This is a genomic window from Kitasatospora sp. NPDC057904, from assembly GCF_042887925.1.
Lineage (GTDB): Bacteria > Actinomycetota > Actinomycetes > Streptomycetales > Streptomycetaceae > Kitasatospora.
In genome coordinates this window covers 1-26,249 of the sequence record NZ_JBHVOL010000001.1, presented here as the reverse complement: position 1 = coordinate 26,249, position 26,249 = coordinate 1, and the positions used below count along the sequence as shown (strand labels likewise).

Sequence of the window (26,249 nt, the reverse complement as noted above, 5' to 3'; positions counted from 1 at the left end):
TCACGGCCCGCGCTCGGACGCGGGTTCCGGGGGCCTGGTGATCCCCGGGGTGAAGAATTTAGACGGGGGAGGTGAACAGATCTTCCGCCCGCGCTGAACCGGCGGTGAACCGGGGCGGTCCGGAGTGGCGGTGATCACACGGGCGGAGCAGCCGCCGTCGGCCGTCCGGGTGAGGGCGACGGCGGCGGCCCGCCGACGTGGGGTCAGCCGACGTGGGGTCAGCCGACGCGAGGTCAGTCGGCAAAGGCCCCGGCGTGCTCGGCGGCGAACTCGGCGAAGGAGCGGGCCGGACGGCCGGTCAGCTTCTCGACGTCCGGGCTCACGGCGGAGGCGTGCCCGGCCGCGTACAGGCCGTAGAGCTCGACCATGCCCTCGGCGCGCCACGGGTCCCAGCCGGCGTCGAGCATGCCGGCGAGGGCGGCGTCGGGGGCGACGGCGGTGTACCGCACCGTGCGGCCGGCCACCGCGCCCAGCTGCTCGGCGAGGGCGTCGTGGGTGAGCGCCGCCGGGCCCGTCAGGGTGTGGACGGCGCCCTCGTGGCCCTCCGTAGCCAGCACCTCGACGGCCGCCGCGGCGACGTCCCGCGCATCGACGTACGACACCGCGCCCTCGCCGCCCGGCACGGCCAGCCGGCCCGCCCGCACGCTCGGCGCCATGCCCAGGAAGTTCTGGTAGAAGCCGTTCGGCGCGATCACCGTCCACGGCAGGCCGCTCGCCCGCAGGTGCTCCAGGCCCGCGACGTGCGAGGCCACGAACCGGACGCCCGCCGGGCGCTGCTCCATGCCCGCGGCGGCGTGCAGGACGACGCGCGGGCGCCGGCCGGTGCGCACTGCCGCGTCGATCACGTTCCGCTCGTGGTCGGCCATGTCCGGGTGGACGGCGACCAGCAGGTAGACCACGTCGGCGCCGGCGAGCGCCGCGTCCAGCGAGGCCGGGTCGGAGAAGTCGGCGGCGGCCTTCTCGACCCCGCCGTCCCACTCCGCCGGAGCCTCGGCGGGATTGCGCAGCAGCGCGCGGACGCTCTCGCCGCGCTCGCGCAGCCCCGTGACGATCTTCGAGCCGACCGTGCCGGTGGCACCCGTCACTACGATCATGGACATCTCTTCTCCCCGTGCTCGACCCGGACCTGATTCCGCATCAGGTCAGATGATCGCAGTTCGACGGGAATCGGATCAAGGCGCGTCCACCGGGCGGTGGGTGGGGCGGGCCGGGCCGACGACACGCACGGTGGCCCGGCCGTGCTCGACTTGGCGGCGGCCGGGCGATTGGATGGGCCCGCGCCAGTGCCGAGGGCCCCGCCGGAGCCGAGGGGGCCGGGGCCCGTCCGGACCAGCCCAGCCGAGGAGCCGCCACCGTGACCGACACCCCCGCCGCCGAGCCCGACGCCGCCGCAGCGGCCCGCCGAATCGCCGAAAGGCGTGAGCAACTCGGAATCAGCGAAGATGAGTTGGCGCAGCGCGCGGCGATGGCGCCGAACTACCTGCGCCACCTGCTGACGGCCGGCCCCGCCTTCGACCCGGGCGGCTTCGTTCGCATCGCCGCCGTGCTCGGAACCACCCGGGAGGTCCTCGTGGAGGGGCGCGCCGACGCCCCGCCCGGGCAGGGGGCGCCGGGGCCGCGCCCGCGCCTGCTCGACCTCGGCGAGACCGAGTGCTGGGCGCTGGTCGGCACCCACGGGGTGGGCCGGGTCGGCCTGCCGGTGCGGCCGGGCCCGGTGGTGTTCCCGGTCAACTACGTCGTGGACAAGGGCTCGTTCGCGTACCGGACGGCCACCGGCAGCGTGACCGACCCGGAGGACGGCGTGGAGGCGTCCTTCCAGGTCGACCACCTCGACGAGTACCTCGGCCGCGGCTGGACCGTCCTCGTGCTCGGCACCGCGCACCACGTCACGGACGAGGAGGAGCTCCGGCACCTCGCGGGCCTGCCCGGCTCGGCCCCGTGGGCCGGCGGCGACCGGCCGCTGTGGGTGCGGATCCGGCCGGACGGCGTCACCGGACGGCGGATCGTCAGCGGGTGACCAGGGACCGGGGGACCGGAGGGAGCGCCCCGATGCGACCGTGGCGGTTCGTCGTCTGGTGGGGGATCATCAGCCTCCTGGCGGACTTCGTGTACGAGGGCGCCCGGTCGGTCACCGGCCCGCTGCTCGCCTCGCTCGGGGCCTCCGCCGTGGTGGTCGGCGCGGTGACGGGCGCCGGGGAGGCGGCGGCGCTGGGCCTGCGGCTGGTGTCGGGGCCGCTGGCCGACCGCACCGGGCGCTTCTGGGCGCTGACGATCGCGGGCTACGCGCTCACCGTGCTGTCCGTGCCGCCGCTCGGCGTCGTCGGGGCGCTCGGGCCGGCCTGCGTGCTCGTCGTCGCGGAGCGGGTCGGCAAGGCGGTGCGCTCCCCGGCCAAGGACACGCTGCTCTCGCACGCCACCGCCGCGACCGGCCGCGGCCGGGGCTTCGCCGTCCACGAGGCGCTCGACCAGGTCGGCGCGGTGGTCGGGCCGCTCACCGTCGCCGGGGTCCTGGCGGCGGGCGGCGGGTACGGCCCGGCGCTGGGCGTCCTCGCGATCCCGGGCTCGGCCGTCCTGGTGCTGCTCGGGTGGCTGCGCACCCGGGTGCCCGACCCGGCGGTGTACGAGCCCGCCGCAGTGCCCGAAGCCCGCCGGGAGCGGTCCCGATCGCGCCGCCTGCCACGGGTGTTCTGGGTCTACGCGGCCTTCACGGCCACCACGATGACGGGCTTCGCGACCTTCGGCCTGCTCTCCTACCACCTCGTCCAGCGCCACCTGCTCTCCGTCTCGCTGATCCCGGTGCTGTACGCGGGCGCGATGCTCGCCGACGCGGCGGCGGCCCTGGTTGCCGGGTGGCTGTACGACCGCGTCGGCCCGCGCGTCCTGCTGGCGCTCCCGGCCCTGGCCGCCGCCGTCCCGGCCCTGGCGTTCACGGACACCCTGGCGGCGGCGGTCACGGGCGCACTGCTCTGGGGCGCGGCGACCGGCCTCAGCGAGGCGACGCTCCGCGCCACCATCGCCGACCTCGTCCCGGCCCCCAACCGCGCCACCGCGTACGGCGTCTTCGCGGCCGTGACGGGCGCGGCCACCCTGGCCGGAGGCGTCCTGACGGGCGCCCTGTACGAGACGTCGATCCCCGCGCTCGTCGCGGTCGTGGCCGCGATCCAGGCCGCGTCGCTCGTCCTCCTGGCCGTCGTCCGCCGCCGCCGCCGGTGACGGTGGAGGTGGAGGTGGCGGTGCCGGCCCCGGCGGCCCCGGCGGCTCGTTCTCGGCTTGCCCTCGACCAACTGGAGGGCCCTACGGTCGCCCGTCATGCGAACCATCGGCACCACGCGCGTCCCGCCCGTCCCGCCCGTACGGCGACCGGCCCTGCCCCGGCCCTACCTGCTCTGGATCGCCGGCACCCGGGCCTCACTGGCCGGCGACGCGGCCCTGACCTTCGCCCTCGGGTGGGCGGCGAGCGCCCACGGCGGCCGGACGGCGGCCCTCGTCCTGACCGCGATCACCCTGCCCCGGACCGTCCTCCTCCTGCTCGGCGGGGCCGTGGGGGACCGCGCCGGCGCCCGCCGCGTGATGATCGCCGGGGACGCGGTCATGCTCGCCGCCGCACTCGGGCTCGCCGCGACGAGCGGGGCGTCGGCGGCGCCCGTCTGGATGCTGATCGCCTTCGCCGCCGTCACCGGGACGGTCGACGCGTTCTACCTCCCCGCGACCGGCTCCATGCCGCGCCGCCTCGTCGGCCCCGAGCAACTGCCCCGGGCGATGGCCCTCCAGCAGGCCGGCAGCCAGGTGGCGGTGCTGCTCGGCGCCCCGATCGGCGCGGCGCTGGTCGCGGCGGCGGGCCTGGGCGGGGCGGCCCTGGTGGACGCGGGCACGTTCGCGGCCGTACTCGCCGTCATGGTGCGGGTGCGTCCGATGGCGAAGGAGGAACGGCCGTCGCGGCGGGAGGGCCTGGCCGCGGGCATCGCCGATGGCGTCCGGCTGGTGGCCAGGGATCCGGTGCTGCGCCCGGCGCTGCTGCTGACGGCGGCCGCCGCGGCCGGACTGCTGCCGGTGGTCTCGCTGCTCGGGCCGCTGCTGGCCCGGTCGGCCGGCTGGGGCCCCGGGGCCGCAGGTCTGGTGGGGGCGGGGCAGAGCGCGGGCGTACTCGCGGTCGCGCTGGTGGCCGCTCGCCGTGGTCCCCTGCGGCGGACCGGCGTGGGGGCGAGCCTGGGCCTGGCCGTCGCCGGCGTGGGGACCGGCGCGCTCGCCGCGGCTCCCGTCCCCGCGGTGGCCGTGCTCGCGGCGGTGGTGGTCGGTGCCGGGTCGAGCCTGTTCGCCTGCCACGTCGGCCCGTTGGTCCTGGGCGCGGCGCCCGGGTCGCACCTGTCGCGCGTGCAGTCCGCGCTGACGCTCGTGCAGAGCGCGGCGCTGGTGCCGGCGACCAACGTGCTGGGCGGCCTCGCCCACGCGGCCGGGGCGAGGAGCGCGCTCGCGCTGTGCGCCGTCCTCGGAGGCGCGGCGGCAGCGGCGGGCCTGGCCTCGCCCGCGTTGCGGACGGCGGGAGCGACCACTGCGGCCCGCGCGAACGCGGGCCGCAGGGAGCCTGCTTGAGGCGTTACTTCTTCTTCAGGTTCGGCGGCAGCACGTTGTACGGGTTGTGGTGGTGGTCGCCGATGTGCAGCTGCTCCTCCGGCTTGCCGGCGAGCTTCGGCAGGACGTGCTTGCCGGTCGGGTCGGTGATCACGATCGCGTCGCCGGTGCGGCGGACGTCGTGCGGCGAGCCCTTGGCGTAGGAGGCGAGCTCCGCGCCGAGGCCGGTCGGGGTGGAGTCGGCGACCGTGCCGAACACGGCGGTGGGCAGGGTCAGGCCGGTGGCCGTCGTGCCGAGGGCGGTGTAGGCGGACTGCTCGCCGCCGTACGCCGCGCCGAACGCGCCGCCGCCGGTGACGGTGGTGCCGGCCGGGACGGTGACCGGGACGTTGGTGCCGGCCGGGCCGTTGACGGTGACGACGCCGCCCTGGACGTACCCGGTGACCGAGCCCGCGTTCTGGGTCTGCTGCCAGGCGTTCTGGTTCTTGAGGACGGTCCCGGCGTCGGTGAGCGTCTGGTTGACCACCGGGGTGTCCGTGGTGAACCACGTGCGGTAGGCCGACAGGATGCCGCTCATCGTCTGCAGCGCCAGCTGGTCGTCCGTCAGGTTGGACTGGTGCATGAAGAACGGCCGCGGGTCGTTGGACAGCACGTACCCGAGGGTGATCTCGGTCTGCAGCGGCAGGACGTAGCTCGACCACGCCGTGTTGAGGTCCAGCGGCGAGATGCAGGTGGTGGTGGCGGGGTTGGCCTCGCAGTTGCCGCTGCCGCCGTTCGCCTTCGAGGTGTAGAGCCAGTTGTACTCGCTCACCTCGTCCTGCTGCGTCGAGACGTTGTAGAACACGTTGACCGGGTGGCGCGGCACGCCCAGCGCGGAGGAGATCTGGCGCTGGCCCGTCTCGCGGGAGGCGTCGACGCCCAGCCACTGGACGTTGTTGGCGGCCAGCGACGCCAGGAAGTTGGGGTTGTCGCTCGGCTGCTGCGGCAGCCTGAACGTGCCGGAGTGCTCGCCGCCCACCAGCTCGTTGGGCCGGAACGGCAGCCCGTTGGCCAGGCCGAACTGGATGTTCTGGGCGATCTGGCCGTTGATGGTGGCCTGGTCGACGTACTGGATGGCGCCGGAGGCGTCGGTCTGGCAGCGCCACGGGATGACCGAGAAGTCCTGGACGCAGCCCAGGAAGTCGTGGTCGTAGGTGTGGTTGAGCCACATGAAGCTGTTCTTGTTCGCGAGGAGCGCGACGCTCAGCGGGTCGGTGCCGCCCTGCGCCTGCGCGTACTCGAGGCCGGGGTCGGCGTTGAACAGGAAGTCCAGCTGGTAGTTGTTCTGCTGCTGCCAGTTCACCACCGTGGAGACGTCCGCGGCCGTCATCCGGAGCGGGTTGGTGCTCGGCACCCCGGCCGCGCAGTCGCCCTCGCCCGGCGTGCACTTGCCGCTCTGGCTCCAGCGCGCATTGGCATTGAAGAGGTCGTCGATGTGGGCGGAGAAGTAGTTGCGCCAGTAGCCGAGGTGCACGCCCCGCGTCACCCAGTCGACGATGCCGTGGGCGAGCAGCTGGAACTGCTGCTGGTAGTAGTTGTAGGCGAAGGTGAGCACGAGCTGCTGGCGCCCGCCGCTCGTGTAGACGCCCGCGAGCACGCCCTGCGTCGACGTGCCCGGGATGGTCTCGGTGATGTAGGGCTCGAAGTGCGAGCCGGTGGCCGCGTTGTCGGGCAGCGCGGTGGGCAGCGCGCCGTACGAGCCGCTGCCGCCGGCGGTGCCCTCGAACGACACGGGGCCGTTGAGGTAGCGGAAGGCGTCGCCGCGGGCGGAGGCGCTCGCGGTGGCGGTGGTGGCGTCCATCGAGCCGGTCCACGCGGGGGCGCTCAGACCGGTGTTGGCGCCGGGCCAGACGTACGAGTCGACCTGCCGCACGTGGTACGAGGCCTCGTAGCCGGTGAGGGCGGAGAGCTCGCCGGCGGAGAGCTGACCGGGGGAGTCGCTGGGCAGGACGACGCCCTCGAAGTGGCCGTGCGGGGTGCCGTCGGCCAGGGTGTCGGCGAGGAAGGCCGCCGAGATGGTCGCGCGGTTGGCGCTGGTGAGGTCGACCACGGTCGTCGGGACGCCCTCGGAGACCAGCTGCTTGCGGATGCCCTCGACCCAGGGGTTGCCGTCCGTGACGACGAGGACGTTGAGGTCCACCCGGGACGTCGCGGCGGAGGCGGGCACGACGGTGCCGAGGGATATCACCACGCCGGCGGTGGCCAGCGCGACCAGCGGCAGGGCGCGGAAGGGCGTCCGGCGGGACGTCTTCCTTGGCATGCGCACTGCGGCGGAGGAGTTCTTGCTTCTCATGTGATCACCCTGCCTGACCTGCGACGTCGTACCCTCCGGTTACACGAGAGATTGACCATCCGATGGGGGATTGTTTGGAAACGGTTCCCATTGCGGATGACGAGTCGTGAACGTCCGGTTCGTGCACGGGTGTTCGGAGGCGCGGGCCCGTGGCGGAGCGTCAGCCGGGTTGCACGGAGCGTGCCGGGGGTGTGGACGCGGCGCGGGTCGCCTGGTATCCAGACACGGAAAGTCACACGCCAGTCATGACGCGCGGCTCACGCCGCACGGCAGGAAAGCGGGGAGCATGCGCACGATCCTCATCGTCGGCGCCGGCCAGGCCGGCCTCCAGCTCGCCCTGGGCCTCCAGTCCCACGGCTACGACGTGACCGTGATGACCGACCGCCCGGCGGACGCGATCCGCGACGGCCGGGTGATGTCCTCCCAGTGCATGTTCGACGCGGCGCTGCGCACCGAGCGCGTCCTCGGACTCGACCTCTGGGCGGGCGAGGCACCGCAGATCGAGGGCGTCGGCGTCACCGTCCTCGGCCCGGACGGTGCGCGGGCGATCGACTGGGTGGGCCGCCTGGACGGCAGCGCGCAGTCCGTCGACCAGCGGCTCAAGATGTCCACCTGGCTGGAGACCTTCGCCGCGCGCGGCGGCCGGGTGGAGGTGCGGCAGGCCACGGTCGCCGACCTCGACCGGCTCGCCCCCGCCTACGACCTGGTGCTCGTCGCCGTCGGCAAGGGCGAACTGGCCTCGCTCTTCGAGCGCGACGCCGACCGCTCCCCGTTCGACCGGCCCCGGCGCGCCCTCGCCGCCGCGTACGTGGACGGGCTCGGCCCGCGCCCCGGGCACGACATCCCCGTCGTCGGCTTCAACCTCGTGCCCGAGGCCGGCGAGTTCTTCGTCCTGCCCGCACTGACCGCGGCCGGCCCGTGCGACGTCCTGCTCTGGGAGGCGCTCCCGGGCGGACCGGCGGACGTCTTCGGCGGGGTCACCGAGCCGGACGAGGTCCTGCGGGGGATCGTCGACCTGATGCGGACCTTCGTGCCCGGCGAGTACGAGCGGACTCTGAACGGCATCGAGGTGACCGACGCGGGCAGCACGCTGGTCGGCCGCATCACCCCGGTCGTCCGCCGTCCGGTCGGCGAACTGCCCGGTGGCGGCGCGGTGCTGGGCGTCGCCGACGTCGTCGTCACCAACGACCCGATCACCGGCCAGGGCTCCAACAACGCCGCCAAGTGCGCCGCCGTCTACCTCGACGCGATCCTCGCCCACGGCGACCGGCCCTTCGACCGCGGGTTCATGCAGGCCGCCTTCGACCGCTTCTGGCAGGACGCGCGCGCCGTCACCGAGTGGACCAACGCGATGCTCGACCCGGCGCCCGAGTACGTCGCGAACGTCATCGCCGTGGCCGGCCGGCTCCCCGCCGTCGCCGACCGGTTCGCCAACGGCTTCAACGATCCCGGGGACTGGGAGCGCTGGCTCCTCGACCCGGACAAGGCGGCGGCCTACCTGGCGAGCGTCTCCGCACAGGACTGACCGGGACGGACGGCGGGCGGTGCACCTCGGCCCCCATCGGTGCCCGCCCGCCTCCGGTCCCTTCCTCCGCCGGTCCCTTCCCTCTGCTGGTCCCTTCCTCCGCCGGCCCCTTCCTCCGCCGGAGGTCCGCTCACATGGGCATGGCCGACGACATGTGCAGTCCCGGGACCAGACCCGGGTTCCAGGGCACGAAGCAGGCGTAGCCGATCAGGGCGACGCCCAGGACGAGGCTGAACGCCTTGCCGTGGCGCCAGGTCTTCTCCAGGAACACGGCCGCGGCCAGACCGGCCATCCAGGCGAGGTTCATCACGCCGACCGCGATCAGGACGACCATCAGGCCCCAGCAGCAGCCGACGCAGTAGCCGCCGTGGTAGAGGCCGACGCGCAGGTCGCGCAGCCGCCCGGAGTAGCCGCCGAAATGCATGAGGAACCCGATGGGGGAGCGACAGTGGCTCAGGCAGCGGTCCTTGAGCGGGGTCACCTGGTACAGGCCGGCCGCCGCCAGCAGGACGGCGCCGACCCAGGGCGCGGCGCCCGGCGCCCTGGCGGCGAGTTCACCGCCCGCCCAGGCCGCGCCGAACGCGGCCAGCCCGAAGGCCTCCCACACGGCGAGGTAACCGACGACCAGACCGGTGCTACGGCCCGCGCGCGTCCAGCCCGTCGCGTGGGCGCGCAGCGTCCGCAGGTACAACGAGACGACCGGCGTGACGGAGGGGAGCATCATCGCGGCCATCATCAGCCCCCACAGGACCAGGAACCCCCACAGGTCGCGCCCCATCGTGCCCGGTCCGGGCATCATGCCCGACGAGCTGCGGACCGTCAGGACCCAGGCCAGCGCCGCCGCGGCGAGCAGCGCCGCCCGGCTCGCCGGGACGACGGCTCGTCGAGCGGTCTGGACGGACATTCAGGCCGCCCAGGAGAACGGCGCCGAGAAGGCGTTCTTCCCTTCGTTTCCGAACTCGAGGCCGAAGGCGTTCACGCGCGACCTCGTCGCGGTTCCGGCCGCGAGGGTGTCCGCGGGGAATCCCACGCCGCTGACCCGCACGCCCTTCCCGGTCGCGTCGAGCGGAGAGACGAAGTCCTCGACCTCGATGTCGACCGCGTCACCGATCCGCACGCGGTGGCTCCGGCCCTCGTCGGCGTAGTCGATCCGGGCGACCTCCAGCCCGAGCATCTCCCCGACCAGCGGCCCGAGGGCCTCCATCGGGCCGCCGCGCTGACCGGAGAAGACCGCCCCGAGCGCTTCGGCCTGCCGGGGCGAGGCGGCTGCGTCCATGATCACGCCCATCCGCCAGCCGCCCTCGCTCATGAGCGGCGGGGTGTCGGCCACCACGGCGACCGTCAGACCGCTCACGTCGACGTCGTCGACCTGGCCGGAGCCGACGTGGAAGGCCAGGAACACCCGGCAGCGGTCGTAGTCCGCCGGAGCCGAGAGTCCGGAGGTGGAACAGGGGCAGACCATGTCGCAATTGCAGTTCTCGAAATACGTGCCCTCGATACGCCAGGCCATCGGAAGCTCCCTTCCTGAGGCTGAGGCACACACCCCGTGCTTCATTCTCCGCCCCTGAGGATCACCGGGCAACGCCCGGACGGCCAGGCCGGAGCGGCCGTGACGAACGGTCCCGCGGCCGTGACCGGTTGCGACGGCACCCCGCACGGAGGGCGCGTGACCGACTGCGACGCCACCCCGCACGAAGGGCGCCTGGCCGGGGGCGTGCACCGGCCGACGGCCGCTCCACGCCCCCTGGTCGCTCAGCCCGCGGTGGCCGCGCCGTCGTACACGTTGTCCGGGGTCACGATGGCGGTGATCGCGCGGCCGAGGAGGGTGGAGGGCTCCTGGCCCCCGGTCCTGGAATCGGTGTTGATCATGATGACCAGGGTGGCCCGCTGGGCCGGCAGGTAGATGGTCACCGTCTCATAGCCGGGGATCGAGCCGTTGTGGCCGATCCAGCCGTTGGTGTCGAAGATGCCGAGGCCGTAGCTCGTCCCGGGGAACCCGGTCGGGAACGTCGTGAGCCGCTGCGCCTGCGTCTCGCGGCTCAGCAGGCGCCCGGTGGCGAGGACTTCGGCCCAGTGGCGCAGGTCCGGCAGGTCCGAGATCATCGCGCCGGCCGCCCAGGCCCAGCTCGGGTTCCAGTCGGTGGCGTCCGCGGTCGCGCCGGTCGGCGTCTGATCCGTGTAACCGCGCGGGTGCGGCTCCGGGAACTCGGCCCCGCCGGGGAGGAACGTGTGGTGCAGGTGCGACGGCCGCACCACCCGCTCGTGGATCACGTCGGCGAGCGGCCGCCGGGTGACCTTCTCCACCACGAGGCCGAGCAGGATGAGATTGCTGTTGGAGTACTGGAACTGCTCGCCCGGCCCGAACGTGTTGTCGTGCTTGAAGCCGTACGCGAGCACCTCCTGCGGCGTGAAGGCACGGGTCGGATCGCTCTCCAGGTCGTGGGCGAAGCCCGCGTCCGAGGTGTACGGGAACAGGCCGCTGCGCATCTCGGCGAGCTGGCGCAGCGTGATCCGGTCGCCGCACGGCACGCCGTCGACGTAGTCGGAGATCTTGTCGTCGAGCCCGACCCTGCCCTCGTCCACGAGCTCCAGCAGCGCGGTGACCGTGAAGGTCTTGGTCTCGCTGCCGATCCGGATCCGCGAGTCCAGGGCCATCGGCGCGCCGGTGGTCTTGTCGGCGACGCCGGTCGCACGGACGTAGTCGCCCTTGCCGGGCATCCACAGCCCGACGACGACCCCGGGGATGCCCGCCTGCCGGCGCACCTCCTCGATCTTCGCGTCCAGCTGAGCGGTCAACTCGGGACCGAGGGTGGAACCGGGGCACACGCCGTGGTGGCAGCGCTCGACGGCTGCGGCGGGCACGGTCGCGGTGGCGATCGTCGCGGCGGGAGCGGCCGCGACGGGGGCGAGTACGGAGGCCACGAACAGCGTCGTGGCGAACAGCCTGCGGTAGTGGGTGCGTCGCACGTCGGGGCGCCTCTTCCAGGGGGTCACGGGCTCGGACGGCACCATTCACCACGGCGGCCCGCCCGGGACGCCCGTCCCCGCCGCCCACCCCGGCGAGTCCACTCGTTCGGATCACCGGGACCGCCCACGGCCCGGGGGCTGCTCGCGGCTGACGAGCGCGTCCTCGCGCCGCGAGCCCCGACCCGGAGGTGGTGCGGCGCCTCCCGGCCCGCACGCGCTCGCGGCCGGGGCGCCTCGGACCGCGCGTTCTCAGCCCGGCGTTCGTGGCCGGGGGCCGGCTCCGGCTGCCGTCAGTGCTGGACGCCGGTGGCGAGGCTGAAGTGCGCGAAGTACGCGTACTGGTCCGTGGACGGGCCCCACGAGGTGTCGTGGCCGCCGTAGAAGGTGGAGAAGAACACGCCGCTGAACGGGATCGACGCGAGGTCCGGGGCGCCCGCGCCGGGCTGGGTGAAGACCTGGGCGCCGTCGAGCCAGACGGTGACGTCGCCGCTGCCGCGGTCGACGAGCTGCTCGACGCTGTGCCAGGCGCCGTCGGCGGGCCACTGCCAGGAGCCGAGGCCGAGGTCGACGCCGTAGCCGGTGGGGCCGGAGTTGGTGGGGGTGTAGAGGTACACCTCGCCGTCGCCGGCGCCGGAGCCGGGATTGCGCCACATGTAGCGGGTGGACCAGGCGTTGCCGTGGTTGCCGCCGGACGCCTCGCCCGGGGAGCCGCCGTACAGGCCGGGGAGCTTGCCGGCCTTGCCGAAGTCGAAGCCGGCGGGCAGCTTGAGGCCGTACTTCAGGTCCAGGGTGGTGGAGTTGGCGAGGTCGCCGAGACCGAGCGAGGGGAGGTCGGTGTAGAACTGGCCGCCGCCGCTGGAGGGGCAGTCGGAACAGGAGTTGGCGGAGGACCCGGCGCCGTAGAACACCTGCAGCGCGGAGCCGTCGCCGGGGGCGGCGGGGTCGTTGACGAGGCTGAGGTTCTGCTGGCCCCACTTGCCCTTGGTGAGGGTGCCCCAGGCGCTGGTCCAGGTGCTGCTGCCGTAGCCGGTGAAGTCGCCGGTCCAGGAGGCTGCGTCGGTGGTCTTCGCTTCTATGGAGATGGCGGCGGTGGTAACGGTGGTGGCGGTGGCTTGGACGGGGGCGGTGGCGAGGAGGGCGAGGGAGGCGGACAGGGCGGTGAGCAAGCGCTTCATGACGGTCCTTCGGCTCTGGCGGCGGCGGGGGAGATCGTGTTGCGTCGTGCGGGGGCCGCTCACCATGACACGGCCGTGGACGTGTCCCAGTCAAGAGTCTGGACGAGGTTCAGGGATGTGAACGCTCCGTCGGTTTCGGCGCTGACGGCGCGGCTATATTGCTCTCGCCGTCCACGCGCACGCGAACAGGGAGGACCCCTATGGCGCAGCCGAGTTCCGCCGCCGCCGCAGCAGCAGGCGTGAAGTCCGCCGTCCGCACGATCGAGGTGCTGGAGTTCTTCGCCGAGCGCCCCGGACTGCACAGCCTCGCCGACGTCCAGGAGGCCCTCGGCTACCCGAAGAGCAGCCTCTACATGCTGCTGCGCACGCTGGTCGACCTCGGCTGGGTGGAGACCGACCTGACGGGCACCCGGTACGGCATAGGGGTGCGGGCGCTGCTCGTCGGCACCGCCTACATCGACGGCGACGAGGTCGTCGCCGCCACGCGCCCGGCCCTCGACCGCCTCGCCGACGACACCACCGAGACCATCCACCTCGCCCGCCTCGATGGCACCGACGTCGTCTACCTCGCCACCCGGGCCTCCCAGCACTACCTCCGCCCGTTCACCCGCGTCGGCCGCCGGCTGCCCGCCCACGCGACGGCCCTCGGCAAGGCGCTGCTGGCGACGATGTCGGACGAGGAGATCGGGCGGCTGCTGCCCGAGCGCCTGGAGCCGTTGACCGACCACACCCACACGACCCGGGCGGCCCTGCTCGACGACCTCCGAGCGATCCGTGAGCGCGGCTACGCGACGGACCGGGAGGAGAACACGCTCGGCCTGGGCTGCTACGCCGTCGCCGTCCCGGACCGCACGCCGGCCCGGGACGCGGTCAGCTGCTCCGTCCCGCTCGCGCGGCTCACGCCGGGGCGCGAACAGATGATCCGCGACGCGCTGTTCGAGGCCCAGGAGCGACTGGCGCTGGCTACGCGTCACCTGTGAGCTGATTCGCCCACTGCCGGAGGGTGGCGAAGTCGTCGGTCGTCAGGCCGGTTCGGTCGTCGACGCGGTGGAGGAGGGCCGGGCCGTCGTGGTGGGCGGCCGTCCAGTCGCGGTCGGCGTCGGTGATCTGGTCGTCGACCCAGGCGAACGGGCGGCCCTCGGCCCAGGCGACGATCTCGGGGGTCTTCCAGAAGACGCCGCGGGGTGGGGTGGGCCGGGGTTCGGACCAGGTGATGACGGGCAGTTCGGGCAGCCCGAGGACGGGGGCGATGAAGGCGTTGGCTTCGTCTTCCCAGGTGGTCGCCCAGACGAGGTCGAAGGGGAGGGCGGTCAAGTGGGGCCCGTGGTCCGGGTTGAGCCAGAGCCGGAGGGGCTTGGGGGCCTTGTTGGGCAGCCCCCACTCGGTGAGCCGCCGCCGTTCGGAGGCCTCCCAGCGGGGAGTGAGGACTCGGTGGGTCTCGTAGCCGGGCGGCCGGCGGTGGGGCTTGCGGGCGGCGGGGTTGAGCGGCCCGTCGACGTCGAGTAGCAGCAGCGGCCGCATCGGCGCACCCCCTCCGTGATCTTTGGGGGGACGGTAGCGGTGAAGGGGCGTTGGTGGCGAGGGAATTACGGCGCGTTCGGCCGGGCTTCGCCCGGCCGAACGCGTGGTTGGTTCAGATGCCGCCGAACTCGCCGGCCCGGATGGCGGAGACGAAGGATCGCCAGGCGTCGGAGGGGAAGATCAGGGCAGGACCGTGGGGGTCCTTCGAGTCACGGACAGGCGTGTCAGCACGGAAGCCAAGGGCCACCTCTACGCAGTTGCCCCCGTTGTTGCTGTAGCTGGACTTCTGCCAACTGGCGCCGGTCAGGTCGGGAGTGGGGATCACGGCATTCCTCTCAGACGTCGCCGAACTCGCCAGTCCGGACGGCGGTGACGAACGATCGCCAGGCCTCCACCGGGAAGACCAGAGCGGGACCCTGGGGGTCCTTGGAGTCACGGACCCTGCCGGGGTGTGCGTCATCCACCTCGATGCAGCCGCCGCCGCCGTTGCTGTAGGTGCTCTTGCGCCACTTGGCGCCCGTTGGGTCGTGCATGGTCCAGTTCCTTCCGTGTTGCCCGGATCATGGCCAAACTGTCCGGCTGGCTAAGCGCGTTGACCTGGAGTCGATCGTACCTAGCAACCCATTGGGCCACCGTGTCGGCATCCTGTTCTAGATACCCCCGCTGAAGCGTCTCGGTGTACCCGACCAGGGCCCGGTTCGGGAGGGTCAGGAGCGTGACTGGGTGGGACAGTGATCGATCCTCGGCGAGGCGGTACGGAGCAATCTGGATGATCACGTTCGGGCGCTCGCTCAGCGTCTCCAAGTGTGCGAGCTGGAGAGCCATGACCTCCCGGCCGCCGATGGGCCGATACAGGGCACCCTCGTCCAGGATGGCATGGATCGACGTGACCCGGTCGAGCATGAGTTGGCGTTGAGCAAGCAGGCCGAGTCGCCCGTCGGCCTGCTCTCGAGTTGCTTCCCCGCGCCGGACGATGCCGGCTTCGTAGGCCGCGCTGTAATGCGGGTGCTGAAGTATGCCCGACACCATGTCCGTGTCGAACAACCTGGCAGCAATGGCTTCTCGTTCCCGACGTAGGTACTCAGAGAATCCGGGCAACAGGGCGCCGTTCTTCCAGCTCCACCACAGCCCAGTCAGGGCGCCCCCGGCGTCCAGGGCGACATCCACCCGTTCTACGAACTTTAAAGAAGGGGCCTGTTTGGCCCCCTCGACATTTGAGATGTAGACGTTGGAGTACCCAACCTGCCTGCCAAGCGCAATCTGGGTGAGCCCTTTGGCCTCCCGTGACCTGGTGATCTGAACTGCAAGTGCAGCCAGTGGAGATGACGTTGGATCAAGTGATCGACGAACCAAGGTCATCCACCCTTTGAGGTCGGGGCAACTAGAGATTTGAAACCCTTCCGATCGTAGGGCGGATTGCGCCACCATGGCTACACCAGGTGATGCGCCGATAGCGCTGTGCGACTGCGGAGACCCCCATGTTCGAAGACCAGAGATCCGTGCTGTCCGAAGTCCCCCTCCTCCACGAGGTGGTGATCGACCGTGGTCACCTCGACGATGGCCGGCCCCGCGAGGGGGTCTTCATGGAGCAGTGCGCCGGCGTCATGTACCTCCGGCCCATCGGTGGCGGCATCGAGTGGACCACCCGAGCCGACCAGGTCAGCGTCCTCAATCCCCGGCAGATCGCGCCCGGTTCGGGTGCCCACTCCCGCCGCCGGCTCCTCAACGACGAGCCGGCGTGAATTCGCGCGATCTCCTCCTCGCTGCCCTCCACGTAAGTTCCCTCGCTGCCGGGGGATTCGCTGCCGTGGAACACGCCTCCCAAGTCCGCCCATCAGGAGTCGAGTTGAACGACCACCTCATCAGCAAGCCGCCCGGCCGCCGCCTGGGCCAGCAGGCCCTCGTCCTCCACGAGAACTCCGACCTCGGAGGCGAACTCTGCGTCCTCCTCGTCGACCCGATCCACCGCGACGGCTACGCCCTCCCCGGCGGCAGCGCCGAGGCCGACGAGCTGCCCCACCTCGCCGCCCGCCGCCACCTGGAGTCCCAGACCGGGCTCGTCCTGCCGCTCCGAACGGTCCTCACGGTCGACTACGTCTCCCGGCACCACCACCCCGAGGCGCTCAACCTCGTCTACGCGGGCGGCATCGTGACCCCGCGCCAAGCCAGAGCCACGACCCTGCACCGCCCGCCGGCCAACATCCGGGCCCTGCACTGGGTGCCCTGCTACCTGCTCGACACCGTGATGCCGCCCGACCAATCCCGCCGCGTCCACGACGCCTGGGACGCCTGGGAACATGGCGCCGGCCGCCCCCTCCTCCTGCACGGCACCCCCGTCCCGATCCGCTGACGCAGGAAGTCGGCCACGCCGACTTCCTGCGCACAGAGGACGGACCCACCATCGGCGCCGCTTCGGCCCTGCCGACGCGGCGCCCGGGAACCCGAAGTGCGTAACCAATCCAGCCGCACAGAAAGTCGGACCCGTCGACTTCTTATGATGAGTCGAGCTGCGCTCGATCACAGGCGGGTGGCCAGCCAGGCGGTCACGGCCGCGGCGACGGTGAGCCCGGCGTTGAGTGCGATCCGGCGGTCCCCGCCCGTCAGGTGAACGGCGATCGCGCCGGCCTGGAGGAGGACGAGGCCGACGGCGGCAACAACGGCCAGTGCGGGGGCGACACCCGTCAGCGGCGGCAGGATCAGACCGGCCGCGCCGAGCAGTTCCACCGCCCCCAGCGCCCTGACGGCGGGCAGGGGCATGCGATCGACCCAGGCCATCATCGGCCGGAGTTGGTCCCGGCTACGGACGGCCTTCAGCGTGCCCGAGTAGACGTAGAAGAGCGCGAGCAGTCCCGCGACGATCCCGTAGGCGATGTGGTTTATGGTTCCCGTTCGGTGAATCACGCGTGGTCGGTGGCGGGCTCGGTCGCGTAGCGGCTCATCGCGTCGAGGTTGGTTTGCGGCGTCAGGGGCCGGCCGTCGGCGAGCGTCTCCCGGAGGTCCCGGAAGTACTGCACGTACAGGTCGGGGGTGAACGTGCTGAGCATGACGGCGGGTTGGTCGGTGAGGTTGGCGAAGGTGTGCGGGGTGCCGGGCGGGACGATCACGAGCGTGCCCGTGGTGGCCTCGTAGTCGTCCGTCCCGACGGTGAACCGCACGGTGCCGGAGAGGACGTAGAAGCCCTCGTCGTGCCGGCCGTGGCGGTGCTGGGGCGGCCCCTGGGTGTGCGGGGCGAGGACGGACTCGGCGATCGCGAGGCGGTGTCCGGTGTGGCTGCCGTCCTCCAGGACGCGCATGCGCGTGGTGCCGAGGACGATCGTTTCGCCCTGGCCGGGCCCCACGACGTGCACAGCGGGCTCGCTGGTCTTCGCTTGTTCGGTCATGCTCACCAGTGCACCGCCGGGACCCCACGGCCGTCCAAGACCTGTCCCGCAGCGCCGATACCTCGTGGGTATCGTTGCAGCGTGGAGCTACGAACCCTGCGCTACTTCGTGGCCGTCGCCGAGGAACTCCACTTCGGCCGGGCCGCCACCCGACTGCACATGAGCCAGCCGCCGCTGAGCCGGGCGATCAAGCGGTTGGAGGCCGAGGTCGGGGCCCTGCTGTTCGCCCGCTCGCCCACGGGCGTCACGCTCACGCCGGTGGGCGCGGTGCTGCTCGACGAGGCGCGGGCCCTGCTCGACCACGCCGACCGCGTTAAGGAGAGGGTGAGCGCCGCGGCCGGCCACGCGACCATCACCGTCGGCATCCTGGGCGACGGCACCGATCCGGGCGTGGCCAGGCTGGCCGCCGCCTACCGCCGGAGCCATCCCGGCGTCGACATCCGCATCCGCGACACCGACCTGACCGACCCGACCTGCGGGCTGCGCGCCGGACTCGTCGACGTCGCGCTGACCAGGGCGCCCTTCGACGAGACCGCCCTGACGGTGCGTGCGCTGCGGGCCGATCCGGTCGGCGTGGTGCTGCGCGCCGACGATCCGCTGGCCCGCCGCGACCGGCTGCGGCTGGCCGAGCTGAGCGACCGCCGCTGGTTCCAGTTCCCGCCGGGCACCGACCCCGCGTGGCAGTCGTACTGGAACGGCGGCACGCCGCGCGAGGGCCCGGTGGTGCGCGCCGTCCAGGAGTGCCTACAGGCTGTGCTGTGGAACGCCACGGTCGGCCTGGCTCCGCTCGGACACGACATGCCCGCGGAGTTGGCCGTCGTCCCGCTGGTCGACATGGCGCCGAGCCGAGTGGTGGCGGTGTGGAACGAGGGCGACACCAACCCGTTGGTCCGGTCGTTCGTCGAGATCGCGACAGCCGCGTACCGCCACTGAGCGGTCCGGCCCGCAATGCGAAGGGGCTCCTCCCAAGGGAGGGGGAGGAGCTCCGAAGACGGCTACTTATTCCGCATCAGGCGCGGAATGGCCCCGGAGCCAGCCCCAACGGCGGCGCGGAGTGGTTTTGGGAGGCTCGGGTACAGGGCGGGCGGCCCCACCGGTGACCTCGACGACGGCCAGCGCATTGGCGCTTCCGTCGAGCTTCTCGCCGCGTCGGTCGCCGGCCCAGACGACCGCGCGGAATCCGTCCGGTGCGATGCCTGTCCGGTTCTCTTCGAGGAACTTCTCCAGGAGCATCTCGCCCAGGTCGGAAGGCTCACCAGGCCATGCGATCACGTTCACACGGTCATCGTTCGTGGCCCACACGACGGAGTCGTCGGGCCAGATCTGCTTGCGCTGCACTGCACAGGTATAGACCGGCATGGGTCCGAACCTACCTCACCGTTCCGGGAGTTCGGTAGGGAGCAGGCCTGTGCTCACCTTCTCGATGGCGGAGTGGGAAGTCGGATCGGCCGACTTCCCACTCCGCATCGATCCTGTGTGAACACCTCCGCCGGAACGGCAGGCGAACTCGCTGGGGGAAGGCCGGACTTCCGGGCGACCGCGGGCGGTGCCGCGAGGGAGAGGACCAGGGCAACCAGGGCGATCAGCGCCCGCACGTGGCCCTCCTCCGTGTCCAGCTGCTCGGCGGCCGACGGAGGCGGCCGACGGAGGCGGAGGCGGAGATCCTGTCGTACCCGTCCTGTAGGTTCCCAATCATGAGGGACGGGATCGACTGGATAGACGCCGAACTCGGCGGTGAGGGCTTCGCCCTCACGATGGTCAACGGCATCGGTCACGAGGAGCTGGCCGTCCACCTGGGTGCCGAGCCGGGCGCCGTCATGGACGCGGACACCGCCCACGAGATGCTGGAGCTCTCGCCCGCTCCGTGGCAGCTGCCCGAATACGCGATGGTGGGGGACACCGGTAACGGTTGGGCGTTCGCGATCGAGCCGCCGACGGCTCCCGGCCGCGCCGACCGGTACGCGCCGGGGAGGGACCTCGCCAGGCGGCACGCGTTCGTGAGCATCGTCGACAGCACCATGGACCCGCCGGTCATCGGCGTCAGCATGGACGGGGACCCCGGCTGGTACATGTGGGAGTACACGACCGACGACAGGGACCACCCGCTGACCCGCCGCTTGGTCGCGGAAGGAGGATTCGTCGATGCCGGCGACCGCGTCCACAGGGCCGACGGGGCCGATGTGACGATGGCGGACGTGTACCGGGTCGTGGGCGAGCACTACGGGCTGACCCTGCCGCGGCGGGCGATCACCGACCGGCGCCTTCCGCACGCCTTCACCGAGCCCCGGGTGCTGGTGTACCCGCAGGCCTCGTGTCCTGCCTGCGGTGCGCGGATGCTGGTGCACGGCGGCGGCTCCTGGACGCCGGGTGAGTACCGGTTGGTCTGCGTCTACTACAACGTCCGCAACGTTCCCGGCTACCCGCCGGGAGGGTGCCCGGGAGAGATCGGTGCGCCCGTGCCGGTCGAGGCGGTGCGGGCGGAGCCGAACCGGAAGTATGACGAGGTCCGCATGCCCCGGACGTCGTGAACACCGCGGCCGAGGCCGAATCACGGGCGCTGCAAAGGGTGTTGTGTCGGGCCCGTGCTCACCTTCTCGACGGCCGTGCGGACGGCGGCGAGATCCTGGTGGGAGGCCAGGCCGAGGTGGTAGAAGCGCAGCTCGGTCGCGCCGGCCGAGGCCAGGTCCGCGCACCAGGCGGGGAGGTCGGCGCCGTCGCCGCCGAGGCCGGCGACAGCGCTCACGGTGGCTGCGAGGCGTCGGCCCACAGCGGCGTACGCGCGGACGGCGGCCAGGGCGGCCTCCGCGCGGGTGGGGGCGAGCGCGACGGGTACGGCGCCGCGGGCGTCCGCTGGGGCCAGGCCCGGGGACGGGCCGAAGCCGAGCGGGTCCGGCTGGGCGTGCAGGAGGACGGGGAGGTCCGGGCGTTCCGTCGCCACCGCTGCCAGCACGGACCGCCGCAGCTCGGCGGCGGTGCGCACCCGCATCCGGGCGACGGCCGCGGCCGACTCGGGGTCGAGCGCCGCGTCCTGCGTCGTGCCGGCGAAGACCGGGTCGAGCGCGTCCCGGACCTTCGCGCGTAGCGCCCACGGCTCGGCGCCCTCCGCCGCGTAGCCGTCCCGGCAGTGCGGGCAGAAGCAGAGCGAGAACAGCAGCCGCGCCGCCGGCGCCAGGGACACCCCCGCGACCTTGTCGTGTGCGTGCAGGTGGTCGAAGCCGTACCAGCCGCAGGACTCCAACTCCACTCCGGACAGGCCCGGTTGGGCGGCGGTCTCGGCGGCCAGCGTGGCGCAGTAGAGCCGCACGGCGGGGGAGGCGACGCACAGCGCCCACGGGTAGCGGTCGCCGTAGGCGTTGAGGACGGCCGCGTCGGGGTGGCGCACGCCGAGGCGCTGCCCGTGTGCGAGGACCGTCCAGGCGTACACCTCCACCCCGGCCTCGGCCAGCGACTCCGTGGCCCGGCCGAACGAGCGCGGCGACCACGGCGCCTCGACCGGGCGCAGCCGTCCGGGGCCCGACCAGCGGTCCCGGTCGGGCCGGTAGTAGACGGCCGCGTGCTCGGCGGTGACGACCTTGTGGCGCGGGTGGCGGGGCGTCAGCGCGCGCACGCTGTGGTAGGCGGCGGCGACGGCGGCCCGCCGGATGCCGAGCCCGGCGAGGCGTGCGCCGCAGGCCGGGTCGCCGTCCACGTCCCAGGGGTAGAGGTACGCGCCGACGGCCGGCGTCACGCCAGCGCCTCCCGCGTGCGGTCGACGAGGTCCAGCAGCGCCCGCACGTGCTCCGGCGCCGGCTCGGTCAGCGGCGCGCGCACGCCCCCGACCGGGTGGCCCACGGCCCGCGTCGCCGCCTTGACCAGGGAGACCGCGTAGCCGGGCCGCAGGGTGCGCAGTTCGACGTAGGGCCGCAGGAAGAGCTCGATCAGCACCGTCAGCGTGCCCCGGTCGTCCTCGGCAAAGGCGCGGTGGAAGGCGAGCGCGATGTCCGGGGCGAAGCAGAAGACGGCGGACGAGTAGAGCGGCACGCCGATGGCGCGGTAGGCGAGCTGGGTCATCTCGGCGGTCGGCATGCCGTTGAAGAACAGGAAGTCCGGGTGTCCGGCGGCGCGGACGGCGCTGACGGTGCGCAGCATCCGGTCGAGGTCGCCGAGGCCGTCCTTGAAGCCGATCACGCCGGGCAGCGCGGCGAGGCGGGCGACGGTGCCGGGCTCGTAGGCCGTCCGGTCGCGCTGGTAGAGGATCAGGTCGAGCGGGGTGGCGTCGGCGAGTGCGGTGATGTGGCGGACGAGGCCGTCCTGGCCGCCCTCGGGGCCGTACGGGGGCAGGACGAGCAGGGCGTCGGCGCCCGCGTCCTGCGCCGCGCGGGCGTAGGCGAGGGCGAGTGCGGTGCCGTAGCCGGTGCCGGCGACGACGGGCACGCGTCCGCCGGCCGCGTCGACGGCGACGGAGACGCAGCGTTCGTACTCGGCGGGGGCGAGGGCGGGGAACTCTCCGGTGCCGCAGGCGGCGAACACGGCGGCGGGGCCGTCGTCGAGGCGCGCGTCGAGGTGGGCGCGGTGGGCGCCGGGGTCGAAGGAGCCGTCCGGGGCGAAGGCGGTGACGGGGAAGAAGAGGAGCCCGTCGAGCGCGGGCGGGCCGGTGCGTGCGGGCACGGGGGTGGGTCCCTTCGTGGAGAGCGTCCAGCGGTGGGAACACCGAGGAGCGTAGGAGGGCCCGCGCGCGGAGGTCAAGGGATCGGCGTTCTCATATCTGAATGACAGTCATCCTTGTGAACTGCCTTCGGGCTTTGTGAGCATGGGGTGCACCCGTCCCCGGTCCAAGGGAGTCACCGTGCCCCGCATCCTCGTCACCGGCGCGGCAGGCGCCGTCGGCAGTCTCATCCGCCCCCGGCTCGCCCGCCCCGGCCGCACCCTCCGGCTGCTCGACCTTGTGCCGCTCGACCCCGGCGAGGGCGAGGAGGCCGTCCAGGCCTCCGTCACCGACGCCGACGCGATGCGCGCCGCCTGCGAAGGCGTCGACGCCGTGATCCACCTCGGGGGGATCTCCCTCGAAGCGCCCTGGGAGCGGATCCTCGACGTCAACATCCACGGCACCTACACCGTCTTCGAGGCCGCCCGCCGCGCCGGCGTGCCCCGCGTCGTCTTCGCCTCCTCCAACCACGTCGTCGGCTACCGCACCCCCGCCGAGTACCCGCTCACCGCCGACACCCCGCCACTGCCCGACACCTACTACGGCGTCTCGAAGGCGACCGGGGAGGCCCTCGGCGCGCTCTACCACCACCGCTACGGCCTCGACGTCATCTGCGTCCGCATCATGACCTGCTTCGCCGAACCGCCGAACCCCCGCGCCCTCTCCACCTGGCTCTCCCCGGACGACTGCGCCCGCCTGCTGGAGGCCTGCCTGGCCGTCGAGAAGCCCGGCTACCGCATCGTCTACGGCGTCTCGCCGAACACGCGCGGCGGCTGGGTCTCCCTCGACGAGGCCCGGGCGCTCGGCTACGCCCCGGCCGACGACGCCGAGGTCCACGCCGACGCCGTCCACGCCGCGCACGGGCGGCCCGCCCACGACGACCCCGTCTTCGCCTACTTGGGCGGGCCCTTCACCTTCCCCGACCTCGACGCCGACCGCCTGCAAGGACCTCCGGTGCCCCGGGATTGAGCAAGGTTCAGGCGCGCAGGCCGAGTTCGATCTGCTCCAGGGTTCGGCCCTTCGTCTCCGGCACGAGACGGAGGGTCAGCACCAGCAGTACCGCGTTGACGCCGGCGAAGACGTACATCGAGCCGCCGACCCCGAGGTGGTGGCGGTCGGACATGACCGGGTAGCCGGCGGTGACCACGCCGGTCGCCGCCCACAGCACCACCGCCGCGACGCCCGTCCCGGCGCCGCGCGCCTTGAGGGGGAACACCTCCGCCATCATGACCCACACCACCGCGCCCCAGCCCGGCTCGTACCCGGCCAGGTAGAGGACGAGCAGCACGACGGTCAGCGTGCCGAGGGCGGCCTCGTCGTGGACGTGCGTGACGACCCAGCCGGTCAGGCCCAGCGTCACCACCATCACGGCGCTGCCGATCAGCAGCAGCGGCTTGCGGCCCCAGCGGTCCACGACGAACACCACCCACGCGGTGAAGGCGAGTTTGGTGATGCCGAGGATGATCGCCGAGAGGAGTGCGGTGTCGGTGGTGAGCCCGAGCGAGACGAGCATGGTCGGGAAGTACGCGTTGATCTGAACTGTTGAGCGCAGACCCCCTGCTTCAGCGGGGGGTTAGCTCATCCTTGCTCCGGAGCCGTGAAGCGGCGGAGTTCGCTGCGTTGTCAGTGACGTGCCCTATGTTGGAGACAGCAACCGAGTGGGGGTGTTCCCATGCTGTCAGGCCGTAGGTACCGGCTTGAACTCGATTCGGCGCAGGCCGAGTTGTGTGAGATGTTCGGCGATATCTGCCGGTCGGTGTGGAATACTGCCCTGGAGCAGCGCCGCGAGTATCGGCGGCGCGGGGCGTGGATGAACTACGTGCCGCAGGCCGCCGAGCTGGCCGAGGCCAAGCGTGAGTTTCCGTGGCTGAAGGACGCGCCGTCGCACGTGTTGCAGCAGACCCTTCGGGATCTGGGCCGGGCGTGCCGTGAGCACGGGACGTTCAAGGTGCGGTGGCGGTCGAAGGTCCGCTGGTCTCCGTCGTTCCGGTTCCCGGCCGGGAACCTGATCACGGTGGAGCGGATCGGCCGGAAATGGGGGCGGGCGAAACTCCCGAAGCTCGGATGGGTGCGGTTCCGCTGGTCCCGGCCGCTCGGCGGCGAGGTGCGTTCGGCGACCGTCGCCCGTCAGGGCCGGCACTGGTATGTCTCGTTCCTGGTGGAGGACGGCAAGCAGACACCGGAGCGGCACGCGATGCCGAATACCGCCATCGGTGTGGACCGAGGCGTGAGGGTAGCCGCGACCAGCAGCAACGGCGACTTCCACGACCGCCCGTACGCCACCCAGGGCGAGGCGAAGCGGCTGCGGCGATTGCAGCAGCAGCTCTCCCGGTGCAAGCGGGGAAGCAACCGCCGCGGGTCGGTGTTGGCGAAGATCAACGCCATCACCGGCCGTGTCCGCGACCGCCGCGCGGACTTCTGCGCCCAGACCGCTTCTGCCCTGGCCACCGGCAACGCGGTGGTGGTGCTGGAAGACCTCCGCACGCGCAACATGACCGCCTCGGCGACCGGAACCGCCGAGCAGCCCGGCCGCAACGTCCGCGCCAAGGCCGGACTGAACAGGGCCATCCTGGACAAGGGGTGGCACCTGCTCGAACTCGCGCTGCGCAACGCGGCGCGCACCACCGGCACGGTCATCGTTCTGGTGAACCCCGCGTACACGTCGCAGACCTGCAACGCCTGCAGGCACGTGGACCCGAAGAGCCGCGAGAGCCAAGCGGCCTTCGAGTGCACCGCCTGCGGGCACCGGGACCACGCCGACGTGAACGCGGCGAAGAACATCCTCAACGCCGCAGGGCATGCGGTGTCAGGGCGTGGAGACCTCGGCACTGGCCGGTCCGTGAAGCGCCAACCACCGGCCAGGCGCACACGCACGGGGCGAAGCCCCCGCGCGGCACGCGCGGCCGGAATCCCCGTCCCTTAGGACAGGGAGGAAGTCAACGCGTTGACGCCGCCGAACTGCTGCCCGACCGCGAGCAGCAGGGCCATCAGCAGCATCGGCCGCACCCAGGGGGCCCACAACTCCCGTACGCGGTAGGCGGTCTGCGCGGCGTCGAGCCGGATCACCGCGCGGATCGCGGCGAGTTCGGCCTCGATCTCCCCGGCCGGGTGGGTGGCCGCGAGGACGGCCCTGGCCTCGTTCTCCCGGCCGAGGTTGACCAGCCAGCGCGGCGTCTCCGGCAGGAACGCGAGCCCGGCGACGAGGATCACGGCGGGCACCAGCGCGCCCGCGAACATCCAGCGCCACAGGTGACGCGGCTGGAGCCAGTAGTCGACGAGGAACGCGATCAGGATGCCGCCGACGATGAAGATCTGGTTGAGCGAGCCCATCGCGCCCCGGATCGGCGCCGGCGCGAGCTCGGACAGGTACGTCGGCACGGTGGCCGAGGAGAGGCCGACCCCGAGGCCGAGCACCGTCCGGAAGCCCACCAGCGCACCGAAGTCCGGCGCGAGCGCGCACGCGAGCGTGCCGGCGATCACCACGCCGCCGGCCGCCATGATGGTGCGGCGGCGGCCGATCCGCCCGTTGAGCCGCGCGGCCAGGCCCGCGCCGAGCATCGCGCCCGCGGACAGCGAGGCCGTCAGGACGCCCTGTTGGAAGCCGGACAGCTGCCAGGACTTGGCGACCACGACGAGGATGCCCGCGATCACGCCGAGGTCGTAGCCGAAGAGGACCCCGCCGAGTGCGCCGAAGGAGTACAGGAGGACGGGCTTGATCCTGCGGGGAGTAGGGCTGGGCCGGCTCATGGGGGATCGCCTCGTCTCGGGGGTGGCGCGCGGGTAATGGGTGCCGTGCGAGGGAGGTGCCGTGCGAGGGAGGTGCGGTACGGGGAGTGAAGCGGTCGGCGGGGTGGTGGTCAAGACCTCCCGTCCATATCCGCGAATGAGTGAGAAGTCGAATGTTCCCTTGTAGGTGGGTATTTGGTGATTGGCGCGTTCAAGAGCCTGAACCATGAACCGGATTCGGAACACCGGGGAACGACGACGGCCCCTGCCCGGTGGGCGGATTCTTGGGGTCCTCGCAACACCTGATGGCTTACGTGGTCGTCAGTAGATCACGCAGGCGCTCGGCTGGGGTTCTCCAGCCGAGCGTTTT

At 72.5% G+C, this 26,249-nt stretch carries 28 protein-coding genes; 11 read left to right on the top strand and 17 right to left on the bottom strand.

The window, feature by feature from the left end:
• Positions 1–233 precede the first annotated feature (233 nt).
• On the bottom strand, positions 234–1,100 hold the full coding sequence (locus ACFVSN_RS00140) for an NAD(P)H-binding protein (RefSeq protein ID WP_387601457.1): 867 nt from the start codon (positions 1,098–1,100) through the stop codon (positions 234–236).
• 254 nt (positions 1,101–1,354) lie between these two features.
• On the opposite strand from ACFVSN_RS00140, the gene ACFVSN_RS00135 reads away from it, so the two are divergent.
• The 3 genes from ACFVSN_RS00135 to ACFVSN_RS00125 all read left to right on the top strand — a co-directional run bounded on the left by ACFVSN_RS00135 (position 1,355) and on the right by ACFVSN_RS00125 (position 4,590).
• Positions 1,355–2,017 carry a pyridoxamine 5'-phosphate oxidase family protein gene (locus tag ACFVSN_RS00135; RefSeq protein ID WP_380438759.1) on the top strand — a complete coding sequence of 221 codons (663 nt, stop codon included), beginning with the start codon at positions 1,355–1,357 and terminating at the stop codon, positions 2,015–2,017.
• A 32-nt stretch (positions 2,018–2,049) separates the two neighbouring features.
• Entirely contained in the window at positions 2,050–3,213 is a 1,164-nt protein-coding gene (locus ACFVSN_RS00130) for an MFS transporter (protein WP_387601454.1), read from the top strand.
• Positions 3,214–3,309: 96 nt separating this feature from the next.
• Complete coding sequence (locus ACFVSN_RS00125) at positions 3,310–4,590, top strand: MFS transporter (RefSeq protein ID WP_387601451.1); 1,281 nt, start codon at positions 3,310–3,312, stop codon at positions 4,588–4,590.
• A 4-nt stretch (positions 4,591–4,594) separates the two neighbouring features.
• Here ACFVSN_RS00125 and ACFVSN_RS00120 read toward each other — a convergent pair whose 3' ends face one another.
• Entirely contained in the window at positions 4,595–6,901 is a 2,307-nt protein-coding gene (locus tag ACFVSN_RS00120) for a hypothetical protein (RefSeq protein WP_387601448.1), read from the bottom strand.
• Between the two features lie 286 nt (positions 6,902–7,187).
• Between ACFVSN_RS00120 and ACFVSN_RS00115 the strand changes: the two genes are divergently transcribed.
• Positions 7,188–8,426: a styrene monooxygenase/indole monooxygenase family protein gene (locus ACFVSN_RS00115; protein ID WP_387601445.1), complete on the top strand. Its 1,239-nt coding sequence runs from the start codon at positions 7,188–7,190 to the stop codon at positions 8,424–8,426.
• A 130-nt stretch (positions 8,427–8,556) separates the two neighbouring features.
• Here ACFVSN_RS00115 and ACFVSN_RS00110 read toward each other — a convergent pair whose 3' ends face one another.
• The 4 genes from ACFVSN_RS00110 to ACFVSN_RS00095 form a co-directional block, all read right to left on the bottom strand.
• Complete coding sequence (locus ACFVSN_RS00110; protein WP_387601442.1) at positions 8,557–9,330, bottom strand: DUF2182 domain-containing protein; 774 nt, start codon at positions 9,328–9,330, stop codon at positions 8,557–8,559.
• Positions 9,331–9,936, bottom strand: a complete 606-nt coding sequence (locus ACFVSN_RS00105; protein WP_387601440.1) for a DUF1326 domain-containing protein — start codon at positions 9,934–9,936, stop codon at positions 9,331–9,333.
• A gap of 242 nt (positions 9,937–10,178) precedes the next feature.
• The gene (locus ACFVSN_RS00100) at positions 10,179–11,393 is read right to left on the bottom strand and encodes a serine hydrolase domain-containing protein (protein WP_387601437.1); all 1,215 of its coding nucleotides are present in this window, start codon (positions 11,391–11,393) and stop codon (positions 10,179–10,181) included.
• A gap of 290 nt (positions 11,394–11,683) precedes the next feature.
• Positions 11,684–12,568 carry a polysaccharide lyase gene (locus tag ACFVSN_RS00095; protein ID WP_387601434.1) on the bottom strand — a complete coding sequence of 295 codons (885 nt, stop codon included), beginning with the start codon at positions 12,566–12,568 and terminating at the stop codon, positions 11,684–11,686.
• Between the two features lie 200 nt (positions 12,569–12,768).
• Here ACFVSN_RS00095 and ACFVSN_RS00090 point away from each other — a divergent pair, with 200 nt between their 5' ends.
• Positions 12,769–13,548, top strand: coding sequence for an IclR family transcriptional regulator (locus tag ACFVSN_RS00090; protein WP_387601431.1), 780 nt, complete (start codon positions 12,769–12,771; stop codon positions 13,546–13,548).
• Here ACFVSN_RS00090 and ACFVSN_RS00085 read toward each other — a convergent pair.
• The 4 genes from ACFVSN_RS00085 to ACFVSN_RS00070 form a co-directional block, all read right to left on the bottom strand.
• Positions 13,532–14,089, bottom strand: a complete 558-nt coding sequence (locus ACFVSN_RS00085) for a hypothetical protein (RefSeq protein ID WP_387601428.1) — start codon at positions 14,087–14,089, stop codon at positions 13,532–13,534. The genes ACFVSN_RS00090 and ACFVSN_RS00085 overlap by 17 nt on opposite strands.
• Positions 14,090–14,201: 112 nt before the next feature.
• On the bottom strand, positions 14,202–14,411 hold the full coding sequence (locus ACFVSN_RS00080; protein WP_387603638.1) for a DUF397 domain-containing protein: 210 nt from the start codon (positions 14,409–14,411) through the stop codon (positions 14,202–14,204).
• Positions 14,412–14,424: 13 nt separating this feature from the next.
• The gene (locus ACFVSN_RS00075) at positions 14,425–14,622 is read right to left on the bottom strand and encodes a DUF397 domain-containing protein (protein WP_387603632.1); all 198 of its coding nucleotides are present in this window, start codon (positions 14,620–14,622) and stop codon (positions 14,425–14,427) included.
• Positions 14,546–15,448: a helix-turn-helix domain-containing protein gene (locus ACFVSN_RS00070; protein WP_387603629.1), complete on the bottom strand. Its 903-nt coding sequence runs from the start codon at positions 15,446–15,448 to the stop codon at positions 14,546–14,548. The genes ACFVSN_RS00075 and ACFVSN_RS00070 overlap by 77 nt, the downstream gene beginning before the upstream one ends.
• A 119-nt stretch (positions 15,449–15,567) precedes the next feature.
• Here ACFVSN_RS00070 and ACFVSN_RS00065 point away from each other — a divergent pair, with 119 nt between their 5' ends.
• Together ACFVSN_RS00065 and ACFVSN_RS00060 are read left to right on the top strand one after the other, a co-directional pair.
• Positions 15,568–15,831 (top strand): hypothetical protein, encoded by a 264-nt coding sequence (locus ACFVSN_RS00065; RefSeq protein ID WP_380493148.1) that lies wholly within the window; start codon positions 15,568–15,570, stop codon positions 15,829–15,831.
• Positions 15,832–15,935: 104 nt separating this feature from the next.
• Positions 15,936–16,439 carry an NUDIX domain-containing protein gene (locus ACFVSN_RS00060; protein WP_387603626.1) on the top strand — a complete coding sequence of 168 codons (504 nt, stop codon included), beginning with the start codon at positions 15,936–15,938 and terminating at the stop codon, positions 16,437–16,439.
• A gap of 167 nt (positions 16,440–16,606) precedes the next feature.
• Here the strand turns inward: ACFVSN_RS00060 and ACFVSN_RS00055 are convergent, their stop codons facing one another.
• Together ACFVSN_RS00055 and ACFVSN_RS00050 are read right to left on the bottom strand one after the other, a co-directional pair.
• Entirely contained in the window at positions 16,607–16,990 is a 384-nt protein-coding gene (locus tag ACFVSN_RS00055) for a DoxX family protein (protein ID WP_387603623.1), read from the bottom strand.
• Positions 16,987–17,469, bottom strand: a complete 483-nt coding sequence (locus tag ACFVSN_RS00050; protein WP_387603620.1) for a cupin domain-containing protein — start codon at positions 17,467–17,469, stop codon at positions 16,987–16,989. The genes ACFVSN_RS00055 and ACFVSN_RS00050 overlap by 4 nt, the downstream gene beginning before the upstream one ends.
• Before the next feature lie 81 nt (positions 17,470–17,550).
• On the opposite strand from ACFVSN_RS00050, the gene ACFVSN_RS00045 reads away from it, so the two are divergent.
• Positions 17,551–18,402 (top strand): LysR family transcriptional regulator, encoded by an 852-nt coding sequence (locus ACFVSN_RS00045; RefSeq protein WP_387603617.1) that lies wholly within the window; start codon positions 17,551–17,553, stop codon positions 18,400–18,402.
• Positions 18,403–18,468: 66 nt separating this feature from the next.
• Here the strand turns inward: ACFVSN_RS00045 and ACFVSN_RS00040 are convergent, their stop codons facing one another.
• Positions 18,469–18,828, bottom strand: coding sequence for a hypothetical protein (locus ACFVSN_RS00040; protein ID WP_387603614.1), 360 nt, complete (start codon positions 18,826–18,828; stop codon positions 18,469–18,471).
• Positions 18,829–19,163: 335 nt separating this feature from the next.
• Between ACFVSN_RS00040 and ACFVSN_RS00035 the strand changes: the two genes are divergently transcribed.
• Positions 19,164–19,997, top strand: coding sequence for a hypothetical protein (locus tag ACFVSN_RS00035; protein WP_387603612.1), 834 nt, complete (start codon positions 19,164–19,166; stop codon positions 19,995–19,997).
• 20 nt (positions 19,998–20,017) lie between these two features.
• On the opposite strand, the gene ACFVSN_RS00030 is transcribed toward ACFVSN_RS00035, so the two are convergent.
• Both ACFVSN_RS00030 and ACFVSN_RS00025 read right to left on the bottom strand, forming a co-directional pair.
• Entirely contained in the window at positions 20,018–21,196 is a 1,179-nt protein-coding gene (locus ACFVSN_RS00030; protein ID WP_387603609.1) for a hypothetical protein, read from the bottom strand.
• Positions 21,193–22,116: a 5-dehydro-4-deoxyglucarate dehydratase gene (locus ACFVSN_RS00025; protein WP_387603606.1), complete on the bottom strand. Its 924-nt coding sequence runs from the start codon at positions 22,114–22,116 to the stop codon at positions 21,193–21,195. Before ACFVSN_RS00025 ends, ACFVSN_RS00030 begins: the two co-directional genes overlap by 4 nt.
• A gap of 142 nt (positions 22,117–22,258) precedes the next feature.
• Here ACFVSN_RS00025 and ACFVSN_RS00020 point away from each other — a divergent pair, with 142 nt between their 5' ends.
• Complete coding sequence (locus ACFVSN_RS00020; protein WP_387603603.1) at positions 22,259–23,122, top strand: NAD-dependent epimerase/dehydratase family protein; 864 nt, start codon at positions 22,259–22,261, stop codon at positions 23,120–23,122.
• A gap of 7 nt (positions 23,123–23,129) precedes the next feature.
• On the opposite strand, the gene ACFVSN_RS00015 is transcribed toward ACFVSN_RS00020, so the two are convergent.
• Positions 23,130–23,687: an MFS transporter gene (locus ACFVSN_RS00015; RefSeq protein WP_387603635.1), complete on the bottom strand. Its 558-nt coding sequence runs from the start codon at positions 23,685–23,687 to the stop codon at positions 23,130–23,132.
• A 138-nt stretch (positions 23,688–23,825) separates the two neighbouring features.
• On the opposite strand from ACFVSN_RS00015, the gene ACFVSN_RS00010 reads away from it, so the two are divergent.
• Positions 23,826–25,076: an RNA-guided endonuclease InsQ/TnpB family protein gene (locus ACFVSN_RS00010; protein ID WP_387603600.1), complete on the top strand. Its 1,251-nt coding sequence runs from the start codon at positions 23,826–23,828 to the stop codon at positions 25,074–25,076.
• Here ACFVSN_RS00010 and ACFVSN_RS00005 read toward each other — a convergent pair.
• Positions 25,073–25,900 carry an MFS transporter gene (locus ACFVSN_RS00005; RefSeq protein WP_387603597.1) on the bottom strand — a complete coding sequence of 276 codons (828 nt, stop codon included), beginning with the start codon at positions 25,898–25,900 and terminating at the stop codon, positions 25,073–25,075. The two genes, ACFVSN_RS00010 and ACFVSN_RS00005, sit on opposite strands and share 4 nt — an antisense overlap.
• Between the last annotated feature and the right edge of the window lie 349 nt (positions 25,901–26,249).

Bases quoted from the DNA above. Each gene is read 5' to 3' on its own strand.
- ACFVSN_RS00140 (WP_387601457.1), bottom strand. From the start codon at position 1,100: ATGTCCATGATCGTAGTGACGGGTGCCACCGGCACGGTCGGCTCGAAG.
- ACFVSN_RS00125 (WP_387601451.1), top strand. From the start codon at position 3,310: ATGCGAACCATCGGCACCACGCGCGTCCCGCCCGTCCCGCCCGTACGG.
- ACFVSN_RS00090 (WP_387601431.1), top strand. From the start codon at position 12,769: ATGGCGCAGCCGAGTTCCGCCGCCGCCGCAGCAGCAGGCGTGAAGTCC.
- ACFVSN_RS00005 (WP_387603597.1), bottom strand. From the start codon at position 25,900: ATGAGCCGGCCCAGCCCTACTCCCCGCAGGATCAAGCCCGTCCTCCTG.
- ACFVSN_RS00105 (WP_387601440.1), bottom strand. From the start codon at position 9,936: ATGGCCTGGCGTATCGAGGGCACGTATTTCGAGAACTGCAATTGCGAC.
- ACFVSN_RS00075 (WP_387603632.1), bottom strand. From the start codon at position 14,622: ATGCACGACCCAACGGGCGCCAAGTGGCGCAAGAGCACCTACAGCAAC.
- ACFVSN_RS00035 (WP_387603612.1), top strand. From the start codon at position 19,164: ATGAGGGACGGGATCGACTGGATAGACGCCGAACTCGGCGGTGAGGGC.
- ACFVSN_RS00070 (WP_387603629.1), bottom strand. From the start codon at position 15,448: ATGACCTTGGTTCGTCGATCACTTGATCCAACGTCATCTCCACTGGCT.
- ACFVSN_RS00130 (WP_387601454.1), top strand. From the start codon at position 2,050: ATGCGACCGTGGCGGTTCGTCGTCTGGTGGGGGATCATCAGCCTCCTG.
- ACFVSN_RS00050 (WP_387603620.1), bottom strand. From the start codon at position 17,469: ATGACCGAACAAGCGAAGACCAGCGAGCCCGCTGTGCACGTCGTGGGG.
- ACFVSN_RS00110 (WP_387601442.1), bottom strand. From the start codon at position 9,330: ATGTCCGTCCAGACCGCTCGACGAGCCGTCGTCCCGGCGAGCCGGGCG.
- ACFVSN_RS00095 (WP_387601434.1), bottom strand. From the start codon at position 12,568: ATGAAGCGCTTGCTCACCGCCCTGTCCGCCTCCCTCGCCCTCCTCGCC.
- ACFVSN_RS00065 (WP_380493148.1), top strand. From the start codon at position 15,568: ATGTTCGAAGACCAGAGATCCGTGCTGTCCGAAGTCCCCCTCCTCCAC.
- ACFVSN_RS00120 (WP_387601448.1), bottom strand. From the start codon at position 6,901: ATGAGAAGCAAGAACTCCTCCGCCGCAGTGCGCATGCCAAGGAAGACG.
- ACFVSN_RS00085 (WP_387601428.1), bottom strand. From the start codon at position 14,089: ATGCGGCCGCTGCTGCTACTCGACGTCGACGGGCCGCTCAACCCCGCC.
- ACFVSN_RS00040 (WP_387603614.1), bottom strand. From the start codon at position 18,828: ATGCCGGTCTATACCTGTGCAGTGCAGCGCAAGCAGATCTGGCCCGAC.
- ACFVSN_RS00020 (WP_387603603.1), top strand. From the start codon at position 22,259: ATGGGGTGCACCCGTCCCCGGTCCAAGGGAGTCACCGTGCCCCGCATC.
- ACFVSN_RS00010 (WP_387603600.1), top strand. From the start codon at position 23,826: ATGCTGTCAGGCCGTAGGTACCGGCTTGAACTCGATTCGGCGCAGGCC.
- ACFVSN_RS00115 (WP_387601445.1), top strand. From the start codon at position 7,188: ATGCGCACGATCCTCATCGTCGGCGCCGGCCAGGCCGGCCTCCAGCTC.